Source organism: Saccharothrix sp. NPDC042600, assembly GCF_040647305.1.
GTDB lineage: Bacteria > Actinomycetota > Actinomycetes > Mycobacteriales > Pseudonocardiaceae > Actinosynnema > Actinosynnema mutabilis.
Genome location: NZ_JBEZBW010000101.1, coordinates 1 through 23,437 on the forward strand (window position 1 = coordinate 1; position 23,437 = coordinate 23,437).

The 23,437-nt window shown below is 72.1% G+C and carries 16 protein-coding genes, 2 tRNA genes and 1 pseudogene; 16 read left to right on the plus strand and 3 right to left on the minus strand.

Features of this window, described 5'->3' with window-relative positions; all coding sequences use genetic code 11:
- Positions 1-106: 106 nt before the first annotated feature.
- On the minus strand, positions 107-1,939 hold the full coding sequence (locus tag AB0A74_RS35490) for a helix-turn-helix domain-containing protein (protein ID WP_358256544.1): 1,833 nt from the start codon (positions 1,937-1,939) through the stop codon (positions 107-109).
- Positions 1,940-2,618: 679 nt separating this feature from the next.
- Here AB0A74_RS35490 and AB0A74_RS35495 point away from each other — a divergent pair.
- The 6 genes from AB0A74_RS35495 (at position 2,619) to AB0A74_RS35520 (ending at position 10,286) form a co-directional block, all read left to right on the plus strand.
- Complete coding sequence (locus AB0A74_RS35495) at positions 2,619-3,083, plus strand: MarR family transcriptional regulator (protein ID WP_358256546.1); 465 nt, start codon at positions 2,619-2,621, stop codon at positions 3,081-3,083.
- A gap of 216 nt (positions 3,084-3,299) precedes the next feature.
- Entirely contained in the window at positions 3,300-6,716 is a 3,417-nt protein-coding gene (car, locus tag AB0A74_RS35500; RefSeq protein ID WP_358256575.1) for a carboxylic acid reductase, read from the plus strand.
- A 74-nt stretch (positions 6,717-6,790) separates the two neighbouring features.
- Positions 6,791-7,486, plus strand: a complete 696-nt coding sequence (locus AB0A74_RS35505; protein WP_358256548.1) for a methyltransferase — start codon at positions 6,791-6,793, stop codon at positions 7,484-7,486.
- Positions 7,487-7,511: 25 nt separating this feature from the next.
- Complete coding sequence (gene metK, locus AB0A74_RS35510; protein WP_358256577.1) at positions 7,512-8,681, plus strand: methionine adenosyltransferase; 1,170 nt, start codon at positions 7,512-7,514, stop codon at positions 8,679-8,681.
- A gap of 23 nt (positions 8,682-8,704) precedes the next feature.
- Positions 8,705-9,682 (plus strand): carbohydrate kinase family protein, encoded by a 978-nt coding sequence (locus AB0A74_RS35515; protein WP_358256550.1) that lies wholly within the window; start codon positions 8,705-8,707, stop codon positions 9,680-9,682.
- A 118-nt stretch (positions 9,683-9,800) separates the two neighbouring features.
- On the plus strand, positions 9,801-10,286 hold the full coding sequence (locus tag AB0A74_RS35520; protein ID WP_358256551.1) for a flavin reductase family protein: 486 nt from the start codon (positions 9,801-9,803) through the stop codon (positions 10,284-10,286).
- 107 nt (positions 10,287-10,393) lie between these two features.
- Here the strand turns inward: AB0A74_RS35520 and AB0A74_RS35525 are convergent, their stop codons facing one another.
- On the minus strand, positions 10,394-10,855 hold the full coding sequence (locus tag AB0A74_RS35525) for a VOC family protein (RefSeq protein WP_358256552.1): 462 nt from the start codon (positions 10,853-10,855) through the stop codon (positions 10,394-10,396).
- 400 nt (positions 10,856-11,255) lie between these two features.
- Here AB0A74_RS35525 and AB0A74_RS35530 point away from each other — a divergent pair, with 400 nt between their 5' ends.
- From AB0A74_RS35530 to AB0A74_RS35555, 6 genes and pseudogenes are all read left to right on the plus strand, one after another.
- Entirely contained in the window at positions 11,256-12,080 is an 825-nt protein-coding gene (locus tag AB0A74_RS35530) for a maleylpyruvate isomerase family mycothiol-dependent enzyme (protein WP_358256554.1), read from the plus strand.
- A gap of 42 nt (positions 12,081-12,122) precedes the next feature.
- A complete protein-coding gene (locus tag AB0A74_RS35535) occupies positions 12,123-13,478 on the plus strand; it encodes a 3' terminal RNA ribose 2'-O-methyltransferase Hen1 (protein ID WP_358256556.1) in 1,356 nt (451 codons plus the stop codon).
- On the plus strand, positions 13,478-15,964 hold the full coding sequence (locus AB0A74_RS35540) for a polynucleotide kinase-phosphatase (RefSeq protein WP_358256557.1): 2,487 nt from the start codon (positions 13,478-13,480) through the stop codon (positions 15,962-15,964). The genes AB0A74_RS35535 and AB0A74_RS35540 overlap by 1 nt, the downstream gene beginning before the upstream one ends.
- A 267-nt stretch (positions 15,965-16,231) precedes the next feature.
- Positions 16,232-16,305 (plus strand) — tRNA-Leu (locus AB0A74_RS35545).
- A 25-nt stretch (positions 16,306-16,330) separates the two neighbouring features.
- Positions 16,331-16,403, plus strand: a tRNA-Leu gene (locus AB0A74_RS35550).
- Positions 16,404-16,530: 127 nt separating this feature from the next.
- Positions 16,531-17,542: pseudogene (locus AB0A74_RS35555) on the plus strand (IS481 family transposase).
- On the opposite strand, the gene AB0A74_RS35560 reads toward AB0A74_RS35555, so the two are convergent.
- Positions 17,539-18,327 (minus strand): TIGR02569 family protein, encoded by a 789-nt coding sequence (locus tag AB0A74_RS35560; protein WP_358256559.1) that lies wholly within the window; start codon positions 18,325-18,327, stop codon positions 17,539-17,541. The pseudogene AB0A74_RS35555 and the gene AB0A74_RS35560 overlap by 4 nt on opposite strands.
- 161 nt (positions 18,328-18,488) lie before the next feature.
- Between AB0A74_RS35560 and AB0A74_RS35565 the strand changes: the two genes are divergently transcribed.
- From AB0A74_RS35565 to AB0A74_RS35580, 4 genes are all read left to right on the plus strand, one after another.
- Positions 18,489-19,256, plus strand: a complete 768-nt coding sequence (locus AB0A74_RS35565; protein ID WP_358256561.1) for an SDR family oxidoreductase — start codon at positions 18,489-18,491, stop codon at positions 19,254-19,256.
- A 14-nt stretch (positions 19,257-19,270) separates the two neighbouring features.
- Positions 19,271-20,509 (plus strand): cytochrome P450, encoded by a 1,239-nt coding sequence (locus tag AB0A74_RS35570; protein WP_358256563.1) that lies wholly within the window; start codon positions 19,271-19,273, stop codon positions 20,507-20,509.
- 21 nt (positions 20,510-20,530) lie between these two features.
- The gene (locus tag AB0A74_RS35575; RefSeq protein WP_358256565.1) at positions 20,531-21,694 is read left to right on the plus strand and encodes an acyl-CoA dehydrogenase family protein; all 1,164 of its coding nucleotides are present in this window, start codon (positions 20,531-20,533) and stop codon (positions 21,692-21,694) included.
- Between the two features lie 112 nt (positions 21,695-21,806).
- Entirely contained in the window at positions 21,807-23,426 is a 1,620-nt protein-coding gene (locus tag AB0A74_RS35580) for a GMC family oxidoreductase N-terminal domain-containing protein (protein WP_358256567.1), read from the plus strand.
- Positions 23,427-23,437: the final 11 nt, after the last annotated feature.

Here is a 23,437-nt window from a genome sequence, read left to right on the forward strand (position 1 = left end):
GGGGCGGTGCGGGGGGGGGGCGGGGGGCCCGGTGGGTTTTGGCGGGGGGCGGGGGGCCCCGTCCGCGAGGGGGGGGGGGGGGGCGACGGGCACCACCGGCGCCGGGTCAGCCCACCGCCGGGAGGTCCGTGCTGAGCGTGTCGCGGATGCGCAGCAACCGCAGCGCGAGCTGGATCTCCAGCGCCTGCGCGGGTTTCTGCCAGTCCGGGCCGAGCAGCTCCTTGATCCGGTCCAGCCGGCGGGTGACGGTGTTGGTGTGCACGTGCAGGCGTTCGGCGGCGTAAGTGGGGCTGCCGCCCGCGTCGAAGTACGCCTGCAGCGTGGGCACCAGGTCGGTGAAGCGCTCCCGGTCGTACTCCAGCACCGGCCCGATGGCGGCCTCGATGAACCCGGCCACGTCCTGGTCGGCGGACACCAGCGCGCCCACGAACCCCAGCTCCCGCACCGACGCCGCGCCGCCCTCGACGCCCAGCGCGGTCACCGCGTCCAGGCAGCGGATCGCCTCGCGGTAGCCGGGCTGGACGGAGTCGGCCCCGGTGAGCGGACCGGCCGCGCCCGCCGAGATGGGGGTGCCCAGGTCCGCGGCCATGGCGGCGGCCACGTCCCGGGCCGCCGCGCCGGCGTCGTCACCGGGCAGCAGCATGATCAGGTGACCGTTGCGGGTGCTGCGCAGCCCGCCCATGCGCCGCGCGTACGCCGACCCCCAGGCGTTGGCGCGCAGCTGGATGCGCCTCTCCGGGCGCGCCACGACCATCAGGTACGGCCGGGACAGGTCCAGCCCGATGCGGCGGGCGCGTTCGGCGAGCAGGCGCGGCACCAGGCGCTCGTCGTCGAGCGCGTCGTCGAGCAGCCGGTCGCGGACCCCGCCGTCGTGGCCGGCGGCGAGCTGGTCGCGGCGCACGAGCAGCCCGGCGACCCGGGCGAACAGCCGCAGCCGGCGGCGGGCGGCGGGACCGAGGTCGCCGGGCACGGTCAGCACCAGCGCGCCGACCTGGTCCTTCGCGCTGCACAGCGGCACGACCCACCGGCCGCCGCCCAGCGGCGCGGGTTCGGCGGTGGGCGTGTCCAGGGCGGGCACCTCCAGGTGGTCGTCCGCGCCGTCGCCCGCGGTGGCCAGCGGGTCCCCGGTGGCGCTGTAGACGGTCACCCGGCCACCCAACGACTCCGCGGCCTTGGCCGCCAGCGCGCGCAGGTCGCCCTCGGCGGCCAGCAGGTCCAGCAGCGACGCCTGGAGGTCGCAGTGCTCGCGGAACCCCTCGGCGGTCGCGGTGGACTGGGCGAGCCGGGCCTCCAACTCGGTGGCGCGGGCGTGCGCGGCGAGGCGGAGGCGGGTGGTCTCCAGGTGCGTGCCGGCGAGGATGCCCAGCGACCCGACCAGCGACCGCTCGTCGGCGGTGAAGTAGTGCACCTTGCGGCTGGCCACGTAGAGCCTGCCGCGCGGGGCGGTGGACCGGTCGCCGCAGGCCAGCGGGACCGCGATCATCGCGTGCAGGCCCTCGACCCGGACCATCTCCTCGAACGCCGGGTGCAGCGCGACCCCCTCGTCGGCCAGCAGGTCCGGGGTGGCGAACGGGGCCGCGCCCGCGGTGGTGCCGTCCTCGGCGGGCAGCCGCAGGCCGACGCTGAGCCCGGAGGTGTGGCCGTCGGCCGCGCGGACCCGGACGTACCCGGGCTCGTCGTCGGTGGCGATGTAGGCCATGTCCATGCTGAGCAGGTGGCGGGCGCGGCGGGCGATGGCGTGCAGCAGCGCCTCCGCCGAGTCGTAGGGCAGGGCCAGGTCGCGGGCGGCGTCGACCAGGGCGGTGAGGCCGGCCTCCCGGACCCGGCCGCGCTGGATCTGCGTGTGCACCCGCAGCGCCCGCCACACGGCGGCCTTGAGGTCGGTGGGTCCGGAGCCGAAGCGGCGGGCGTCGTCGAGGAAGTCCTCGAAGGCGTCCACCGGCGCACCGCTGGCCAGTAAATCGAGTAATCTGTCTAAGCCGCCGTTGACCGACGGCTGCGGAGGCACAAAGGTCTCCACGGTCAAGTTACCCCCAGTTCGCGCTACTGTCGTCACCCGATCGCACCACTACTTATGTCGGGTCACCACGGTGTGTAGACCGGCTGGCCGGTCTCTCTTCAGCCTAGCGAATTCGCGGGGCGAACCGCCTTCGCGCACTGGGTGGGGAGTACGTCAATAAACGTCCGCGCGCACCCGGAAACGTCCGGTTGCGCGGGTCGGTGGCCATGAGCTGGGCGTGAACGGCCCGACTGGACCGGTCGGAGTTTCCACGCGGTCACGCACAATCGTCCGGTCGGCGGTCGTTGTCGCGCTTTCCGGCGGGGCGGGGAGGCGTGCGCCGTCGAATCCCGGTGGTCCTTTCGACGTTTCTCGCCGGTCCGGCGAGTCGTCCGGACATTTGCGTTCGCCGGGTCGTGGTGGCCGCCGGCACAATTCGCGGGTTCGGGAACACGAAAAGGAGTGCGACTTCCGCGTGACGGTGCCGCGGCGGGCTTCCAGCGGTCGGGAAGCCCCGGGGGTTGCCGGTCCCCGGTATCATGGCCACGAGCACGTTACCAGCACGTGCAATAGTTGCACACACCGTGCTTGGTGGTGCCTCGGCGATGGGGGTGGCCTCGTGGACAGCGCTGACGACGGCGGCGTCGAGACCCGTGCGCAGGGCTGGCGCACGCTGGCCGCGCTGCACGCGCGGATCGAGGACGTGCTGGAGCGGGCGTTGCAGCAGGAGCACGAACTGTCGGTGAGCGAGTACGCCCTGCTCGACGTGCTGTCCCGGCAGGAGCCCCGGCTGTTGCTGCGGATGAACCAGGTGGCGAAGGTCGTGGTGCTCAGCCAGTCCGCGACCACCCGCCTGGTGACCCGGTTGGAGCGGCGCGGGCTGCTCCAGCGGTCGCTGTGCGAGACCGACCGGCGGGGCATCTACACGGAGGTCACCGCGGCCGGCCGGGAAGCCTTGGAGCGCGCGCGTTCGACGCACGACGAGACCCTCGCCCAGGCCCTGAAGGACGCGGCGCAACTGCCCGAACTCGCGCCGCTCGTGGACGCCCTCGCCGCGCTCCCGCAGTCGGGGGCCACCCGCTAGCACCGCCCGACGCGTAGTCCGGCCACCCCACCGCCGTTCGCTGCTCCACAGCGGACGGCGGTTTTTCGTGTGCCCGAACCCCGTTGCCCACCACGGGGTTCGCGCCGCGTCCGACATGACAGATCATCGCCCGGCGGCTGGGAACTCCGCTCCGCGCCGGGCTAGCGTCGAACGCGAACTGGAGAACAGCGCGACCCGCCGACCCCGCCCCGAGAGCTGCCGACAGCCCTCGGTTCTAGAGCCTCGAAGTCGGCCAGTGATGCGATGTGGAGACCCAGCATGCGGCTTACGCAAACGGTGGCAGAAGTGATGCGGCGCTACGCGGACCGTCCCGCCGTGGGTGAACGCGCCAAGGAGACCACTCGGGACCCCGACACCGGTCGCACCTCGCTCCGGCTGCTGCCCCGTTACGAGACAACGACTTTCGGCGAACTCTGGCAGCGCGTCCGCGCGGTGGCCACCGAGTGGCACGCCCGCGGTGTCGAGCCCGGCGACCGCGTCGCGCTGCTCGGCTTCGCCAGCCGCGACTACACGACGGTGGACCTGGCCTGCATCTGCCGGGGCGCGATCACGATCCCGTTGCAGACCAGCGCCCCGCTGCCGCAGCTCAAGGCGATCCTGGCGGAGACCGAGCCGACCGTCGTGGCGGCCTCGCTCGACCGGCTGGACGCCGCCGTGGAGCTGGTCCTGGTCACGCCTTCGGTGCGCCGCCTGGTGGTCTTCGACTACCACGAGGCCGCCGACGACCAGCGCGAGCGGTTCACCGCCGCGCGGCAGCGCCTGGACATCGACGTCGAGTCCCTGGTGGACGTCCTCGCCAGGGGCACCGAGCTGCCCGAAGCGCCCCTGCACACGCCCGAAGAGGGCGAAGACCCGATGACCATGCTGGTCTACACGTCCGGCAGCACCGGCACGCCGAAGGGCGCGATCTACACCGAACGCCTGGTGGCCGCGATGTTCGGCGGCGGCGGGTGGGCCGACCTGTTCTCCGAGCAGCAGGCGGTCACCTTCCACTACATGCCGATGAGCCACGTCGCCGGCCACTCGTCGGTGAAGAACACGTTGGCGCGCGGCGGGATCAGCTACTTCACCGCGAGCAGCGACCTGTCCACGTTCTTCGAGGACATCGCCCTCGCCCGCCCCACCGAGCTGTCGCTGGTGCCACGCGTGTGCGAACTGCTCTTCCAGTACCACCGCAGCGAGGTGGACCGGCGCGCGCCGAGCCCGGCCGACCGCCCGGCGGTGGAGGAGGAGGTCAAGAAGCACATCCGCGAGAACGTCCTGGGCGGCCGGATCGGGTGGGCCAGTTGCGGTTCCGCGCCGCTGTCCAACGAGCTGCGCCTGTTCGTGGAGTCCTTGCTGGACTTGGAACTGCACATCCTCTACGGCACCACGGAAGTCGCGGGCGTGTCCGTGGACGGCGCGATGCTGCGCCCGCCGGTGATCGACTACAAGATCGTGGACGTGCCGGAGCTGGGCTACCACCGCACCGACCTCCCGCACCCGCGCGGCGAGCTGCTCGTCAAGACCGAGGCCGCGATCCCGGGCTACTACAAGCAACCCGAGCTGTCGGCGACGATCTTCGACGAGGACGGCTACTACAAGACCGGCGACATCGTCGCCGAGATCGCGCCGGACAAGTTGGAGATCCTCGACCGCCGCAACGCCGTGCTGAAGCTGTCGCAGGGCGAGTTCGTGGCCACGCCGAGCCTGGAGGCGACGTTCGGCACCAGCCCGCTGGTGCGGCAGATCTTCGTCTACGGCAACAGCGAGCGCTCCTACCTGCTGGCCGTGGTCGTGCCCACGCCGGACGCGCTGGAGCGGCACGCCGGGGAGGTCAAGCAGCGGCTGAGCGAGTCGTTCCAGGAGATCGCCCGCGAGGCGGGCCTGAACTCCTACGAGATCCCGCGCGACTTCCTGATCGAGACCGAACCGTTCAGCCAGGCCAACGGCCTGCTGTCGGACCACCGCAAGCTGTTGCGGCCCCAGCTGATCGCGCGCTACCGCGACCAGTTGGAGGCGCTCTACGCCGACATCGCGTCGCGGGAGTCCGCGGAGCTGCTCGACGTGCGCCGCACCGGCGCGGACCGCCCGGTGCTGGAGACCGTCCAGCGGGCCGCGCGGGCGCTGCTGGCCGGGTCCATGGCCGACGTCAGCCCGTCCGCGCACTTCCGCGACCTGGGTGGCGACTCGCTGTCCGCGGTGTCCTACGCCAACCTGCTCAACGACGTCTTCGACGTCCGCGTCCCGGTGGACGTGCTCATCAGCCCCGCCAACGACCTGCGCCAGGTGGCCGCCTACATCGAGGCCAAGCGCGGCGCGGCGCGGGACCGGCCGACGTTCGAGTCGGTGCACGGCGCGGACTCCGCCGAGGTCCGCGCGGCCGACCTCACCCTGGACAAGTTCCTCGACGAGCGCACGCTCGCCGCCGTCGGCTCGCTGCCGCGGGTGTCCGGTGAGCCGAAGACCGTGCTGCTCACCGGCGCGAGCGGCTACCTGGGCCGGTTCGTCGCCCTGGAGTGGCTGGAGCGCCTGGCCCCGGTCGGCGGCAAGCTGATCTGCCTGGTGCGCGGCAAGGACGACGAGGCGGCGGCGCGGCGGCTGCACGAGGCGTTCGCGGGCGGCGACTCGGACCTGGTCGCGAAGGTGGCGGACCTGGGCGGCGGCCTGGAGGTGCTGGCGGGCGACATCGCCGAACCCCGGCTGGGCCTGGACGAGCGCACGTGGGACCGGTTGGCCGGCGAGGTCGACCTGATCGTGCACGCGGGCGCGCTGGTCAACCACGTCCTGTCCTACGACCACCTGTTCGACGCGAACGTGGTGGGCACCGCCGAGCTGATCCGCCTGGGGCTCACCGGCCGGGTCAAGCCGTTCACCTACATCTCCAGCGTCGCCGTGTCCACCTCGGTGGACCCGGTGCTGGACGAGGACTCCGACGTGCGCGCGGCGATCCCGACGCAGCCGGTGCACGAGGGGTACGCGGGCGGGTACGCCACCAGCAAGTGGGCGGGCGAGGTCCTGCTGCGCGAGGCGCACGACCTGTGCGGCCTGCCGGTGACCGTGTTCCGCTCCAACATGATCCTCGCGCACAGCCGGTACGGCGGGCAGCTCAACGTCCCGGACGTGTTCACCCGCCTGCTGTTCAGCGTGATCGCCACCGGCATCGCGCCGGGGTCCTTCTACGCCGGTGACGCGTCGGCCGCGCACTACGACGGTCTGCCGGTGGACTTCACCGCCGCCGCCGTCGTGGCGCTGGGCGCGCACACCACCGGGTTCCGCACGTTCAGCCTGGTGAACCCGCACGACGACGGCATCTCGCTGGACACCTTCGTGGACTGGCTGGTCGCGGCGGGCCACCGGATCGAGCGCGTGGCGGACTACGCGGACTGGTTCTCCCGCTTCGAGAAGGCCACCCGCGGCCTGCCGGAGGCGCTGCGCCGGCACTCGGTGTTGCCGCTGCTGCACCGGTTCGAGCGCCCGGAACCGGCGGTGCCGGGTTCGGCGGTGCCGTCCGCGCGGTTCCACGCCGCCGTCCGCGCCGCCGGGATCGGGCCGGCGGGCGACATCCCGCACCTGTCCGAGCCGTTCCTGCGCAAGTACGCCGCCGACCTCAAGCCCTTGCTGTCCCTCTAGTCCCCGCTGTCCCTCCAGTCCCCGCTGTCCCTTCGGCAGTCCCCGCTGTCCCTTCAGCCACCCTGAGGAGAGCCATGACCCGGCAAACGTTCGACGACCGCTACCGCATCGGCCAGAAGCTGGTGGCCGAGTTGGGCCCGGCCGACACCGCGAACACCACGTTCGAACTCCTCGGCAAGGACTGGGACCTGGTGCCCGGCGCCTACGCCCCCGCCCCGGGCACCGGCACCGAGTACTACACCACCGCCATCCCGTACCCGGTGGGCGGGCGGTTCCTGGAGATCGGCTGCGGCGCCGGCGTCACCGCGGTGTGGGCGGCGCAACAGGGTTGCGCACACGTGACGGCGACCGACATCACCGAGACCGCCGTGCAGAGCACGGTCCTCAACGTCAAGCGGCACGGCGTCGAGGACCGGGTCCGGGTGCTGCGCAGCGACGTGTTCGCCGACCTCGACCCGGCCGAGAAGTTCGACACGGTCTTCTGGAACTGCAGCGTGATCGAGGCGCCGCAGGACTTCGAGTTCACCCAGGACTTCGAGTGGGCGATCTTCGACCGCGGCTACACCGCGCTGAGCCGCTACCTGGCCGAGGTGCACGACCGGCTGCTGCCCGGCGGGCGCGCGCTGGTGACGTTCAACAGCCTCGGCGACCTCGACCGGGTCATGCGCCTGGCGCTGGAGGCCGGGGTGACGCTGACCCGGCTGTCCAGCTCCACGCGGCGGCTGGCGGGCGAGGACGTCACCTACAACGTCTTCGAGATCACGCGCTGAGCGGGGGAGAACGGTGACTACACGGCTGTTCACGTCCGAGTCGGTGACCGAGGGCCACCCGGACAAGATGTGCGACGCGATCAGCGACTCGGTGCTGGACGCGTTGCTGGCGGTGGACCCGCGGTCGCGGGTGGCGGTGGAGACGCTGGTGACCACCGGGCAGGTGCACGTGGCGGGGGAGGTGACGACGAACGCGTACGTCGACATCCCCGGGATCGTGCGACAGGTCGTGCTGGACGTCGGCTACGACTCCTCGGCCAAGGGGTTCGACGGCGGGTCGTGCGGGGTGAACGTGGCCATCGGGTCGCAGTCGCCGGACATCGCGCAGGGCGTGGACACCGCGTACGAGTCCCGCCTGGAGCACGCGCTGGACGAGCTGGACCGGCAGGGCGCGGGCGACCAGGGCCTGATGTTCGGCTACGCCTGCACGGACACGCCGGAGCTGATGCCGTTGCCGATCGCGTTGGCCCACCGGCTGTCCAGGCGGCTGACCGCCGTGCGCAAGAACGGCGTCCTGCCGTACCTGCGGCCGGACGGCAAGACGCAGGTGACCATCGAGTACGACGGTGACGAGCCGGTGCGGTTGGACACGGTCGTGGTGTCCAGCCAGCACGCGGAGGACGTGTCGCTGGGCGAGGACGTCCGCGAGCAGGTGGTGGGTCCGGAGCTGGCCGACCTGGAGCTGGACACCTCCGGCGTGCGGGTGCTGGTCAACCCGACCGGCCGGTTCGTGGTCGGCGGCCCGATGGGTGACGCGGGCCTGACCGGTCGGAAGATCATCGTGGACACGTACGGCGGCATGGCCCGGCACGGCGGCGGGGCGTTCTCCGGCAAAGACCCGTCCAAAGTGGACCGCTCGGCGGCGTACGCGATGCGGTGGGTGGCCAAGAACGCCGTCGCCGCGGGCCTGGCGGCCCGGGTCGAGGTTCAGGTGGCCTACGCCATCGGCCGCGCGGCCCCGGTGGGCCTGTTCGTGGAGACCTTCGGCACGGAGAACGTGGACCCGGCGAAGATCCGCGGCGCCATCGCCGAGGTGTTCGACCTGCGCCCGGCGGCCATCATCCGGGACCTGGACCTGCTGCGCCCGATCTACGCGCAGACCGCGGCGTACGGGCACTTCGGCCGGCCGGAACTGGACCTGCCGTGGGAGCGCACCGACCGCGCCGACGCGCTCAAGCAGGCCGCCACCAGTTGACCCCCTCGCGACAGGACACCACCATGCGCATCGCCGTGACCGGGTCGATCGCCACCGACCACCTGATGGCGTACCCCGGCAGGTTCACCGAGCACTTCATCTCCGACCACCTCGACACCGTGTCCCTGTCGTTCCTCGTGGACGACCTGGAAGTGCGCCGCGGTGGCGTCGCGGCGAACATCTCCTTCGGCCTGGCCCAGCTGGGCCTGTCGCCGGCGTTGGTGGGGGCGGTCGGCAAGGACTTCGACGACTACCGCGCCTGGCTCAACGGGCACGGGGTGGACACGAGGTTCGTCCGGGTGTCGCCGACCCGCCACACGTCCCGGTTCCTGTGCACCACGGACCTGGACCAGAACCAGATCGCCTCGTTCTACGCGGGGGCGATGCAGGAGGCCAGGGAGATCGAGCTGGCCCCGGTCGCCGCCGGGCTGGGCGGCCTGGACCTGGTCCTGGTGGCCCCGAACGACCCGGACGCCATGCTCCGGCACACCGCGGAGGCCCGTTCCCTGGGGCTGCCGTTCGCCGCCGACCCTTCCCAGCAGTTGGCCCGGATGGACGGTGAGTCGGTGCGGTCCCTTGTGGACGGTGCCACTTACCTGTTCACCAACGAGTACGAGAGCGTGATGCTCCAGCAGTCCACGGGTTGGTCGGCCAACGACATCCTGGACCGCGTTGGTGCGTGGATCACGACTCTGGGCGGGGAGGGCGTGCGGGTGGAGCGCCGCAACCACGCTCCGTTGACGGTCCGCGCCGTGGCGGTGGAGGAGGAGGTGGACCCGACGGGCCTGGGCGACGCTTTCCGGGCCGGCTTCCTGTGGGGCATGTGGGCGAGGCTGGGCTTGGAGCGCGCCTGCCAGGTGGGGTGCGCCATCGCGGCCACGGCCCTGGAGTCGTTGGGCACCCAGGAGTACAAGCTGAGCCGCACGGCCCTGTCCGACCGCATCGCGCGAGCGTACGGCGGCGGCGCGGCGGGAGAGATCGAAAGCCGCCTGCGGATCTGACCCCTCCGTGCACCGGGCGCCCCGGGTTCTGGGCGCTTCTCGTTCTTGGGCGCCCCTCGTCCTGGGCGGCTTTCGTCCTGGGCGCCCGGTGCACGCACCTCTCGACAGCGAGGTAACCATGTCGATCCCCACAGCCACCCGTTTCAGGTCCGCCATGCGCCACCTGCCGACCAGCGTCGTGGTGGCGGCGGGCATGTCCCCGACCGGCGAGCCCGTCGGCATGCTCCTGGGCAGCTTCACGAGCGTCTCCCTGGACCCTCTCCTGGTGGGTTTCCTGGGCGACGACAACTCCACCACGCTGCCCGCGCTGCTGGCGTTGGACCACTGGACGTTCAGCGTGCTGGCAGACGACGACGACCTGACCCCGGACGCCTTCCGGTTGCCGCGGTCGGAACGCTTCGACAAGGTGAAGTGGTCCATCACCCAGTACAACACCCCGGCGATCGACAACGCGGTCCTCACCATCCACACCCGAAAGCACTCCACCGCCCCCGCGGGCGACCACCGCCTGGTCCTGGCGGAAGTCCTGGACACCACCATCCTGGACGCCACACGCTCCCCGATGATCCACGTCCACGGCCGCATGACCCGCATCGCCCACTGACCGGCCGCGATGTGGGTTGGTCACCGTTCCCGGCGACTGCACGCCCTCGCGCTCGTCGCCGAGGAAGGTGGTTCCAGGGCGGTTGCGTGGCCGCCGCCGGGTCTCGGTCAGTCCAGGCAGAACTCGTTGCCCTCCGGGTCTTGCATGACGATGAAGCCGCCGTCCAGGGGCGGGTTCGGCTCGTGGCGGCGGACGCGGGTGGCGCCCAGCGAGACCAGGCGGGTGCATTCGGCTTCCAGGGCCGCCATGCGGGCCTCGCCCTCCAGGCCCGGGGCGGCTCGCAGGTCCAGGTGCACGCGGTTCTTGGCGGTCTTGGCCTCCGGGACCTGTTGGAAGAAGAGGCGGGGGCCCTGGCCGGTCGGGTCTTCGATGGCCGCTCGGGTGTTGCGTTCGGACTCCGGGACGCCGATCTTGTCCAGGAACGTGTCCCAGGCGGCCAACGGGTCGGCGCCTTCCGGGAGGGTCACGCCAGGGGGTGCGGGGTGGACGTAGCCCAGGGCGTCGCGCCAGAAGGTGGAGAGGGCGCGGGGGTCGTGGGCGTCGAAGGTCACCTGGAACTGGCGGGTCATGCGTGGCTCCGCTTGGTCGTCTTGGGCTGGACGACCCCACTGTCGCACTCATTGCGGTCAAGGGCTGTCCGGGTTCGGAGTGGGTGAGGATGGTCACCGCCGGTGACGACCGAAGGTGTGTCGCGGGCGGAGCAGCGGCGGGCGGTGGTGGGGGCGTTGCGGCGGGCGGCGGAGGTGCTGGCACGAGATGGCCCTACTGTGCGACCTCGGCTACGGCGGGCGCATCGGGCTGGAGTGCACGCCCACGACCGGGACCACGCAAGCGCTCGCGTGCGTCCGGGATGTGCTCGATCGCGGCTGAATTGCGCACAAAGGGCGAAGCGCGACCTTTCATGACAGTGTTATCATTCGCCGACGGGCGATGACCTGGGGGTGGGTTGTGGTTGATCAGGTGGCTGTTGTGCGTGAGGTGTTGCCGGAAGTGACGCGGCGGTTCAGTGGGCTGGTTCGGCGGTTGCCCGCGGACGCCGAGGCCACTGCCGAGTGGACCGTGGCGGACACCGCCGCGCACGTCGCCTCCATCGCCACCATGTACACCTCCATCCTCGCCCCCGGCGGCGGCCCCGTGCCGTTCAAGCCGTTGGCCGAACGGGTGCGGACCGTCACCGTGGACACGGTCGCCGACCTGAACGTCATGGCGTTGCGGCACTTCACGAACCGCGAACCGCAATCGCTCACCGACGGACTCCAGTCCGATGTGGACACCATCCTCAAGATCACCGAAGGCACCGACCACGACCGCACGGTCCCGTGGCTGGGCGACTCCCGCGTCCCGGTCGGCGGCGTCCTCGCCCACCTGGTCAACGAACTGCTCGTCCACGGCTGGGACATCGCCCGCGCCCAGCGCGTCCCGTGGACGATGCCGCCCCGCGAAGCCGCGCCGTTCTTCGCCCTCTTCCTCGTCGGCATGATCCGCAACGGCACCGGCTCGCTGCTCGACGGCCCGCCGCCCAGCGACCGCCGCATCGCCGTCGCCTTCCGGTCCCGCTACACCGACCCCGTCACGCTCGTGCTCCACGGGGACCGGGTCACCGCCGAGAACGGCCCGGCCGACGTCACCGTGCGCTTCGACCCCGCCGCGCTCAACCTCATGATGTTCGGCCGGGTCAGCCGCGCCCGGACGGCCTTGACCGGGAAGGTGGTCGTCTCCGGGCGACGGCCCTGGCTGCTGCCCGCCTTCCTGCGCAAGGTCCGGCTGCCCACCAACGCCCGGCCGATGTCGTAAATCGGCCGCGCGCCGAGGGTCCCGTCAGTCAGACTGCCCAGCGTGTTGCTGACCTTGACCACGACCCACCAGCCGGCCACCGACCTGGGGCACCTCCTGCACAAGCACCCCGACCGGGCGCAGGAGTTCAAGACCTCGGCGGGGACCGCGCACGTCTTCTACCCCCGCGCCGACGAGCAGGAGTGCACGGTCGCGCTCCTGCTGGAAGTGGACCCCGTGGCGCTGGTGCGAGGTCCCGGCAGCACGCTCACCCAATACGTCAACGACCGGCCGTACGTGGCCGGCTCGCTGTTCACCGTCGCGCTCGGCTCCGTCTTCCGCACGGCCATGAACGGGCGCAGCCAGTCGCGCGCCGAGCTGGCCGCGACGCCGATCCCGTTGCGCGTCCGGGTCCCCGTGCTGCCGCACGCCCTGGTCGAGCGGCTGTTCCCGCCGTTGGGCTGGGCGGTCGAGGTCGAGCCGATCGCGCTGGGTGACGGCACGAACTCGCGCTACGCGAGCGTCACGCTCACCGGCACCCTCCTGCTGTCCGACGCGCTCAAGCACCTCTACGTCCTGCTGCCCGTGCTCGACGGCAGCAAGCACTACTGGGTGGACGAGGACGAAGTGGACAAGCTGCTGCGCGCCGGTGACGGCTGGCTCGCCACCCACCCGGACCGCGAACTGATCACCACCCGCTACCTGGCGCGCAAGAAGCCGCTCGTGCAGTCCGCGCTGGCCCGCCTGGCCGACGTGGACGACGTCGAGCCGGAGGAGCTGGACAACGCGCTCGCCGAGCCGAAGATCTCCCTGGCCGTGCAGCGGCGGGACGCGGTGGTGGCGGCGCTGCGGGCGGCCGGGGCGCGGCGCGTGCTCGACCTCGGGTGCGGTGGTGGCGCGTTGCTGCGCGCCCTGGTGCAGGTGCCGGAGTTCACCGAGATCCACGGCGTGGACGTGTCGGCGAAGGCGTTGCAGGAGGCGGCGCGCAAGCTGCGGCTGGACCGGATGTCGGACCGGCAGCGCGAACGCGTCGTGCTGCGCCAGTCGTCGCTGACCTACGCCGACCCCGAGCTGGCCGGGTACGACGCGGCGGTGCTGATGGAGGTCGTGGAACACCTCGACCCGGCGCGCCTGCCCGCGCTGGAGCACTCGGTGTTCGTCGTGGCGCGGCCCCGGACCGTGCTGGTGACCACGCCCAACGTGGAGTACAACGCGCTGTTCGAGACGCTGCCCGCGGGGCAGTTGCGGCACAACGACCACCGGTTCGAGTGGACGCGCGCGGAGTTCCGCGGGTGGGCGCACGGTGTCGCGCGGCGGCGCGGTTACAGCGTGTCGTTCGAGCCGATCGGACCCGAGGACCCGGCGCTGGGCGCGCCGACGCAGATGGCCGTTTTCACCGTGGTGGGGGAGCAGGACTGATGGAGCTGAAGATCCCGGACCTGTGCCTGGTGGTGCTGGTCGGCGCCTCCGGCTCGGGCAAGTCGACGTTCGCGCGCACGCACTTCGCGCCGACGCAGGTCCTGTCCAGCGACTACTTCCGCGGCCTGGTGGCCGACGACGAGAACGACCAGGCGGCCTCCGGCGACGCGTTCGACGTGCTGCACTACGTGGCGGGCAAGCGGCTCGCCGCCGGGCGGACCACCGTGGTGGACGCGACCAACGTGCAGCGGGCCGACCGCGCGCAGTTGGTGGAGATCGCGCGCGAGCACAACGTGCTGCCGGTGGCGATCGTGCTCGACCTGCCCGAAGAGGTGTGCCTGGCGCGCAACGCGACCCGGCCGGACCGCGACTTCGGCGCGCACGTCGTGCGCCGGCACCGGACCGCGCTGCGCAAGTCGTTGAAGTTCCTCGGCAAGGAGGGCTTCAAGAAGGTCCACGTGCTGCGCAGCCAGTCCGAAGTGGACGAGGCGACGATCGTCACCGAGCGGCTGCTCAACGACCTGCGCCACGAGACCGGGCCGTTCGACGTGATCGGCGACGTGCACGGCTGCCGCCAGGAGCTGGAGGACCTGCTGGGCGAGCTGGGCTACGACCTGGTGCGCGACGCCGAGGGCCGTCCGGTCGACGCGGTGCCGCCGGCGGGGCGGCGCGCGGTGTTCGTCGGCGACCTGGTCGACCGCGGGCCGGACACGCCGGGCGTGCTGCGGCTGGTGATGGGCATGGTCGAGGCCGGGCACGCGTTCGCCGTGTGCGGCAACCACGAGCAGAAGCTGGTGCGGGCGCTGCGCGGCCGGGACGTGCAGGTCAAGCACGGCCTGGCCGAGTCGCTGGCGCAGCTGGCCGCCGAGTCGGAGGAGTTCCGGCAGCGGGCCGAGCGGTTCTGCGACGGGCTGGTGGCGCACTACGTGCTCGACGGCGGTGACCTGGTCGTCGCGCACGCCGGTCTGCCGGAGCGCTACCACGGCCGCGCTTCGGCGCGCGTGCGCAGCTTCGCCCTGTACGGCGACACGACCGGCGAGACCGACGAGTACGGCCTGCCGGTGCGCTACCCGTGGGCGACGGAGTACCGCGGGCGGGCGACCGTCCTCTACGGACACACGCCGACGCCCGAAGCGGAGTGGATCAACAACACCATGTGCCTGGACACCGGTGTGGTGTTCGGCGGCAAGCTGACCGCGCTGCGCTACCCGGAGCGGGAGGTCGTGTCCGTCGCGGCGCGCAAGGTCTGGTACGAGCCGGTGCGGCCGTTGGTCGCGGCCGTCCCCGACCGCGAGCCGGACGTGCTCGCCCTCGGCGACGTCACCGGCCGGCGCGCGATCGAGACCGCGCACCGCGGCCGGATCGCCGTGCGGCCGGAGCAGGCCGCGTCCGCGCTGGAGGTGATGAGCCGGTTCGCCGTGGACCCGCACCGCCTGCCGTACCTGCCGCCGACGATGGCGCCGACCGCCACCTCCCGGCGGCCGGACGTGCTGGAGCACCCGGAGGACGCCTTCGCCGAGTACCGCGCGGCGGGCGTGCGCGAGGTGATCTGCGAGGAGAAGCACATGGGGTCGCGCGCGGTCGTGCTGGTGGGCAGGGACTCCGGCGCGGTCTACACGCGGACCGGTCGCCCGTTCTTCGACGGCGAGCTGGGGGAGGAGCTGCTGGCGCGCGTGCGCTCGGCGGTGACCGACGCCGGCCTGTGGGCGGAGTTCGACACCGACTGGCTGCTGCTGGACGCGGAGCTGATGCCGTGGAACGCCAAGGCGACCGGGCTGATCCGCGACCAGTACGCGGCCGTCGGGGCGGCGGCGGTGGGCGCGTTGGACCCGGCCGTGGCCGCCCTGGCGACCGCCGCCGGGCGCGGCGTGGACGTGTCGGCGCTGTTGGCGCGCACCGAGTCCCGCCTGGCCAACGCCATCGGGTACCGGGACGCCTACCAGCGGTACTGCTGGCCGACCACGGGGTTGGACGGCGTGCGCCTCGCGCCGTTCCAGCTCCTGGCGACCGCGGGCCGCACCTACCACGACCGTTCGCACCTGTGGCACCTGGAGACGTTGGCGCGCCTGGACTCGCCGCTGTTCACCCGGACCCGGCACCTGGTGGTCGACACGGGCGACGAGGAGTCGGTGGCGGCCGGTGTCCGGTGGTGGGAGGAGCTGACGGCGGTGGGCGGCGAGGGCATGGTCGTCAAGCCGCTGGCCAACCTGACCCGGGGCGAGCGCGGCCTGGTGCAGCCCGGCGTGAAGGTGCGGGGCCGGGAGTACCTGCGCATCATCTACGGCCCGGACTACACCGAGCCGGAGAACCTCGACCGCCTGCGCCGGCGCGGGTTGGGCGCGAAGCGCTCGTTGGCGCTGCGCGAGTACGCGCTGGGGTTGGAGGCGTTGGAACGGGCGGCGCGCGGCGAGCCGTTGTGGCGCGTCCACGAGTGCGTGTTCGCGGTCCTGGCGCTGGAATCGGAGCCGGTCGACCCGCGTTTGTGAAATAGGGGATTGCGGAAAGGGAGACGGTCGGGCAGTATTGGGGAACACCGCGAGACGAGGGAGCAGTCATGGTCGGCAAGGGAATGCAGGGGGCGCGCCGCCTTCCGCTCCTGCTGCTGCCGCTGCTGCTGCTGCTGAGCTGCGCGGACTCCCCGCCATGACCTGAACGGGTCACATGGTCCGGGAGCCGCCCATCGGGAAACCGAAATGGGCGGCTTTCTCTTTTCCGGTGTTCGGCGTGCGCATTCTCCGCCCGCCGGATCAATTGCGGTCGTAGCCCAACCGGCAGAGGCACCTGGTCGAGAGCCAGGCCAGTCGGGGTTCGACTCCCCGCGACCGCACGGCGCATTTTCGCGAGCACCACCAGCCCTTGTAGCCCAACGGTAGAGGCACCGGACTCAGAATCCGGCCAGTCCAGGTTCGAATCCTGGCAAGGGCACCGCCTAGGTGTACTGCCCGGGGAGGTTGCGAACGGTCCGACACGTAGTCGGATGATGTTGGAATGGGGGAGGGCCTCCGGGTTCGGTGTGGGTTGCGACGTCTACACCGAGCCGACGGAGGCCCTCGTGATTCACGCTAACGCACCGTTGACCCCTGCCGGGAGGCTGCGCCTGGCCCGGTGTGTCGTGCAGGACGGGTGGTCGTTGCGGCGGGCCGCGGAGCGGTTCCAGGTGTCGGTGTCCACCGTGAAACGGTGGGCGGACCGCCTCCGCGAGCTGGGTGAGGCGGGCATGGTCGACCGGTCCTCACGTCCCCGCACCAGTCCGGGCCGGACCCCGACGCGCACCGAGCGGCGGATCGTCAAGGTGCGGGTGCTGCGTCGGTGGTGGCCCGACCGGATCGCCTCCCACCTGGGCCTGGTCGCCTCCACGGTGCACCGGGTCCTGGTCCGCTACCGCCTGACCCGCCTGACCCGCCTGACCCGCCTGACCCGCCTGGACCGGGCCACCGGCCGGGTCGTGCGCCGCTACGAGCACGCCGAGCCCGGCGACCTGGTCCACGTCGACATCAAGAAGCCCGGCAACATCCCCGACGGCGGCGGCCACAGGGTGCACGGCCGGCAGGTCGGCGGCCGCAACAGCCAACGCACCGTCACCACCGGCCGCAACGCCTACCGCAACCCGCTGATCGGCTACGGGTTCCTGCACAACGCCGTGGACGACCACTCCCGCCTGGCCTACACCGAGATCCTGCCCGACGAGACCAGCCAGACCGCGACCGCGTTCTGGGGCCGGGCACAGCTGTTCTTCCGGACCAACGGCATCACGGTCAAGCGGGTGCTGACCAGACAACGGCTCCTGCTACCGCTCCCGGCTCTGGCGCGACACCCTCGCCACCGCCGGGATCACCCACAAACGCACCCGCCCCTACCGACCCCAGACCAACGGGAAAGTCGAACGGTTCAACCGCACCCTGCTCGACGAATGGGCCTACGCCCGCCCTTACCTGTCCGAGGCCGAACGCCGAGCCGAGCTGCCCCACTGGCTGCACACCTACAACCACCACCGCGGCCACACCGCACTCAAGGGTCTACCACCCGCCAGCCGCGTCCCCAACCTCACGGGGCAGTACACCTAGGACAGCACCAGGTCCGTCACGCGTCGGTAAGTCGCGACGACGTCGGTGGACCAGCCGAAGGCCGCCTTGTCGTGCGTGACCACGCGGTAGATCAGCGCACGCACCAGGGCCTGCCGCCACGCCGGCAGGTGGGACCAGCGCGCCACCAGGCCCGGTTCGGCGTCGTACCAGCACAACGCGTCGGCCACCGCCACCGCCGCCGCCCACGACGTCGGACGCCAGTAGACCGACCAGTCGATCACCGCCGGCGGCAGGCCGGGGGCGAACAGCACGTTGCCGGGCAGGTCGCCGTGCACCGCCTGGGACACCAGGTCCACCGGGCGGCGCGCCGCCACCAGCGGGGCCAGCAGCGCACTCGCCTCCGCCGACCCGTCCACCGGCCGTTCCTCCCACGCCACGCGGTCGCCGTGGGACCACGGGTCGTCCCGCGCGTCGAGGAACGCGGGACGGGGCACGTCCGCGATCGCCGCGTGGAAGGCGGTCGCGGCCCTGAGCACGTCGTCCTGGCGGCTCACGTCGGGCTCGCCCGCCACCAGCAGGCCCGCCTCCCAGCCGTCGTGCGTCCAGCCGCCGTCCGCGGTGCGCACCGGTCGGGAGACGCGGAACGCCGGTGAGTCGGGCAGCGCGGCCAACACCTCCGCGCGCCACACCGTCTCCGCCACCGAGTCCACCGGCTTGACCACGACCTGCCCGGCGCGCCACGCCCTGCCCTGACCGCCGGGCAGCAACACGGGATCCGCCGACGTCCCGAAAGCGGCCAGCACGGCCGGCGACGGTGGGAGCACGGTGATCATCCTAAGCGGACAGCCGCACCCCCCGTGCGGACAACAGGTACCGACCGCCGGTAATCGGCGGGTAACGCCCGACCCGAACGGCGGAATGACCGGCGGGTGCCGGCCACCCGGGAAGCTGGGCCACGGAACGCGCCAGGCGAGGGGACGGGTGGATGAGCGAGTACACCGGCAAGAAGGCCGTGGTCACGGGCGGCACGCACGGGATGGGGCGCGCGGTCGTCGAGCTGCTGCTCCGGGGTGGCGCGGAGGTGCTGCTCACCGGCAACAACGAGGACAACCTCGCCAAGGCCCGCGAGGAACTGCCCGCGACCGCGCACGTCCTGCGCTCGGACACCACCGACGTGGCCGAGATCGACGCGCTGGTCGAAGAGGTGCGGGACCGCCTGGGCGCGATCGACCTGCTGCACGTCAACGCGGGTTACGCGGTGCTCGAACCGTTCCACCTGGTGACGCCCGAGTCCTACGACCGCACGTTCGACGTCAACGCCAAGGGCGCGTTCTTCACCGTCCAACGCCTCGCGCCGCTGGTGAACGACGGCGGCGCGATCGTCTGCACCACCTCCATCGCCAACGACACCGGCAACGTCGGCATGACCCACTACGCCGGCGCGAAGGCCGCGTTGCGCGCGTTCGTCAAGGGCTTCGCGACCGAGCTGCTGCCGCGCGGCATCCGGGTCAACGCCGTCAAACCCGGCTTCATCGACACCCCGTCGATGGGCATCTCCGGCCTCGCCGACGCCGACCGCGCCGCGCTGACCCAGGTCGGCGACGCCATCACGCCCATGCACCGGCACGGCACGCCGGAGGAGGTCGCGCGGGCGGTGCTGTTCCTCGGCTTCGACGCCACCTTCACCACCGGCGCGGAGTTCACCGTCGACGGCGGTCTCGGGCACGGCCTGTCCGCCACGCCCGCCCAATGACCGAAGGGGAAGCAATGACCTGCCCGTACGCCATCGACCCGACCGGCAAGGACGTCCACGGCGAGGCGGCGATGCTGCGCGAACGCGGCCACGCCACGCTGGTCGAGCTGCCCGGCGGCGTCCCGGCGTGGGCCATCACCGGCCACGCCCTGATCAAGCGGCTGCTCACCGACCCGCGCGTGTCGCGCGACAGCTACCAGCACTGGCCCGCCTGGGAGAACGGCGAGGGCGAGCTGGCCAAGACCTGGCAGCTCGCGATCTGGGTGGCCGACCGCAACATGATGACCGCGTACGGCAAGGAGCACACGCGCCTGCGCAAGCTCGTGGTGAAGGCGTTCACCGCCCGCAGCACGGCCCTCATGCGCCCCCGCGTGGAGGAGATCACCAACGACCTCCTCGACGCGATGGCCGCCGAAGGACGCGACGGCGGGCAGGTGGACCTGCGCGCGTCCTTCGCCTACGCCCTGCCCACGCAGGTGATCTCCGAGCTGCTCGGCATCCCGATGGAGCTGCGCCCGAAGCTGCTCGAACTGGTGCACGGCATCTTCGACACGACGCTCAGCCCGGAAGCCGCCGAAGCCAACGTCACCGCCGTCTACGAGACGATGGCCAAGCTGCTGGAGATCAAGCGCGCCGACCCCGGCGACGACCTCACCACCCGCCTGATCACCGTCCGCGAGGGCGGCGACGGCCTGACCGAGCGGGAGCTGGTCGACACGCTCCTGCTGCTGTTCACCGCCGGCCACGAGACCACGGTCAACCTGCTCGACCACGCCGTGTTCGCCCTGCTCACCCAGCCCGACCAGCTCAAGCTGGTCCGCGCGGGCGAGGCGAGCTGGGACGACGTGATCGACGAGGCCCTGCGCTGGCAGGCCCCGCTGGTGAACATGCCGCTGCGGTTCGCCGTCGAGGACATCGAGCTGGACGACGTCACCATCCCGAAGGGCGACGCGATCCTGATCGGCTTCGGCTCGGCCGGCCGCGACCCGCTGGTGCACGGCGACGACGCCGACAGCTTCGACATCACCCGCGCCACCCGCCGCGACCACCTGGCGTTCGGCCACGGCGTGCACTTCTGCCCCGGCCAGGCCCTGGGCCGGCTGGAGGCCGCGGTCGCGCTGTCGGCGCTGTTCGAGCGCTTCCCGCACCTGGCGCTGGCCAGGCCCGCCGACGACCTGCTGCCCATCGAGTCCTTCATCTCCAACGGCCACCGCGAACTGCCCGTCGTGCTGGGCACGCCGGTCCCCGCCTGATCCCCTTACCCCGGAGGAAAAATGTCAACGAACGTGAGCGCGGTGGCCCCGGTGCTCGACGCGCTGCGCGAGTTCTCGCCGCGCCTGCGCGAGAACGGCCTGGAGGCCGAGCAGCGCGGCTGGCTGCCCGACGAGAGCATCGAGCTGATGGAGAAGGCGGGCGTGTTCGGCGCGAGCGTGCCGGCCCGCTTCGGCGGCCTGGACCTGGGCGCGGCCGACCAGTGCCGGGTCATCACCGAGGTGTCGCGCGCGTGCCCGTCGACCGGCTGGACCTCGATGGTCTACCTGTCGAACACCTTCGCCGCCACGCTGTTCCCGGCGCGCGTCCAGGAGGAGATCTTCACCAGCGGCTCGGTGCGGGTGACCGGCGTGTACTCGCCGACCGGCGCGCTGACCCCGGTCGAGGGCGGCTACCGGCTCAACGGCCGCTGGCGGTTCAACTCCGGCTGCCGGGCCGCGCACTGGAACGTCGTGGTCGCCATGCTCGACGGCACGGCGGACGTCCTGGTGGCGGCGGTGCCGTTGAGCGACCTGGAGGTCGTGGACGACTGGGACACCACGGCCGCCGCGGGCACCGGGAGCTGCTCGACGGTCGCCTCGGACGTCTTCGTGCCGGCCCACCGGGTCATCGGCTTCGGCGAGGCCCTGAACACCGCCGTCCCGGGCCGCGACGACGCCCCCGGGCGGGACTACGGCCTGATCAGCCTGGCCGTGACGCAGTGCGCGGCGGCGGCGGTCGGCATGGCCAAGGGCGCCCTGGAGCTGTACCTGGACCGCCTGCCGGGCCGGGGCATCGTCTACACGAAGTGGTCCGAGCAGAGCGAGACGCCGCTGACCCAGATCCAGGTGGCCGGCGCGGACGCCCGCATCGCCGCCGCGCAGGCGCTGGTGGACACGTGGGCCGGGCGCATCCAGGACGCGGCCGACGCCAACCGCCAGTTGACCGCGGAGGAGAAGGCCGAGGCGCGGGCGCACGGCGCTTTTGCCATTCAATTGGCGAAAGAAGCGGTCGAGCAGCTTTATGACGCCAGCGGCGCTTCGGTGATCGGCCGGAACGTGCCGATCCAGCGTTTCCAGCGCGATTTGCGGGCTTTCTCGCTGCACGGGCTGCTACTGCTCACCACGAACTTGGAGGTGCACGGACGGGTTCTGGTCGGGCTCGACGCCGGCACGCCCATTCTCTGACCCGGCGAAAGTCAGCGCCAGCCCGACGCCGGTATGCGGCGTCGGGCTGGTTCACGTTGCGTACAAGCACGATTACCAGCCAGTGACCGGGCTTCGGAAGAATCTCCGCTAAGTGGCTGTCAACGGGGTGGAGTGCGCGATCATGGGCGCTGGGGAGTTCGACTACGTCGTCGTCGGGGCGGGGTCGGCCGGGTGTGTGCTGGCCGCCCGGCTCAGCGAGGACCCGCAGGTCCGGGTGGCGTTGGTCGAGGCGGGCGGGGTGGACTCCGACCCCGCCATCGGCGTGCCGGCCGACCTGTTCGCGTTGTTCGGCTCCGCCGCGGACTGGGCGTTCGGCACCGTCCCGCAGCCCGGCCTGGGCGGGCGGAGCGTGCCGTGGCCGCGCGGGAAAGTGCTGGGCGGGTCCTCCGCGATCAACTTCCAGATGTGGATCCCGGGCCATCGCGCCGATTTCGAAACATGGGGTCCGGAATGGTCCTGGGCCGTTGTCGAACCGTATTTCCGGGCCACCGAGTCCTGGGCCGGGGAACCGGGCGCGGGGAAGACCTACGGCACTTCCGGGCCTCTCCGGATCTCACCGCCGCGCGATCCCGACCCGCTCAACGCCACGTTCTTCGCCGCGTGCGCCGAAATCGGGTTGAGCGAGGTCGTGGGCGGTCTCGGCGGCGGTGATCCGACCGGGGCGGCGCCGACCCCGCTCAACCAGCACGACGGGGCGCGGTGGAGTTCGGCGGACGGCTACCTGCGGCCCGCGCTCGACCGGCCCAACCTGACCGTGGTCACCGACGCCCTCGTGCGCCGGGTCGTCATCGAGGACGGCCGGGCCACGGGCGTCGAGACCGCCGACGGCGTGCTGACCGCCACGCGCGAGGTGCTGCTGAGCGCGGGCGCGGTCGGGTCGCCGCACCTGTTGCTGCTCTCCGGCGTCGGCCCGGCCGACGACCTCCGCGCCCACGGGATCGACACCGTCGTCGACCTGCCCGGTGTCGGCGCCAACCTGCGCGACCACATGTCGGTGTCGCAGGTGGTGACCGCGACGGGTGACTTCCCCTTGGCCGACGCCTACTCCGAGGCCAACCGCGAGCGCTACGACCGGGAGCGGCGCGGGCCGTTGACGTCCAACTTCGCCGAGGCGGTCGCGTTCGCGCGGCTCGACGGCGGGCCGGGCGCGCCGGACGTGGAGATCATCTTCTCGCCGGTGGCGTTCGGGGCGGACGGTCCCGCGCCCGGCTTCGGCTTCACCGTGGTCCCGTTGCAGCCGGAGAGCACCGGCCGGGTCAGCCTGGCCAGTGCCGACCCCACGCGGGCGCCGCTCATCGACCCCGGGTACCTCACCGCCGAGGCCGACCTGCCGACGTTCGTGCGGGCGCTGCGGTTCAGCGAGCGCCTGTTCGACACCGAGGCCTTCAAGCCCATCGTGCGCGGACCGCTCGCGCCCTGGCCGGGGAGGGTCGACGACGACACCCTGGCCCAGACCGTCCGCGACCTGGCCAGCACCATGTTCCACCCCGTCGGCACCTGCCGCCTCGGGCGCGACGGCGACGCCGTCGTGGACCCGGAGCTGCGCGTGCGCGGGGTGGCCGGGCTGCGGGTCGTGGACGCCTCCGTCATCCCCACCCCGCCCCGCGGCCACAGCCACGCCGTGGTGGCCATGCTCGCCGAGCGGGCCGCGGGGTTCGTCCGGGAAGCCCGGCGCCGACCGCCGCGCGCCCAGATCCGAGAAGAGAAGTGAACGTGGAAAAA

Bases quoted from the DNA above. Each gene is read 5' to 3' on its own strand.
- AB0A74_RS35505 (WP_358256548.1), top strand. From the start codon at position 6,791: ATGACCCGGCAAACGTTCGACGACCGCTACCGCATCGGCCAGAAGCTG.
- AB0A74_RS35515 (WP_358256550.1), top strand. From the start codon at position 8,705: ATGCGCATCGCCGTGACCGGGTCGATCGCCACCGACCACCTGATGGCG.
- AB0A74_RS35520 (WP_358256551.1), top strand. From the start codon at position 9,801: ATGTCGATCCCCACAGCCACCCGTTTCAGGTCCGCCATGCGCCACCTG.
- AB0A74_RS35525 (WP_358256552.1), bottom strand. From the start codon at position 10,855: ATGACCCGCCAGTTCCAGGTGACCTTCGACGCCCACGACCCCCGCGCC.
- AB0A74_RS35540 (WP_358256557.1), top strand. From the start codon at position 13,478: ATGGAGCTGAAGATCCCGGACCTGTGCCTGGTGGTGCTGGTCGGCGCC.
- AB0A74_RS35565 (WP_358256561.1), top strand. From the start codon at position 18,489: ATGAGCGAGTACACCGGCAAGAAGGCCGTGGTCACGGGCGGCACGCAC.
- AB0A74_RS35570 (WP_358256563.1), top strand. From the start codon at position 19,271: ATGACCTGCCCGTACGCCATCGACCCGACCGGCAAGGACGTCCACGGC.
- AB0A74_RS35575 (WP_358256565.1), top strand. From the start codon at position 20,531: ATGTCAACGAACGTGAGCGCGGTGGCCCCGGTGCTCGACGCGCTGCGC.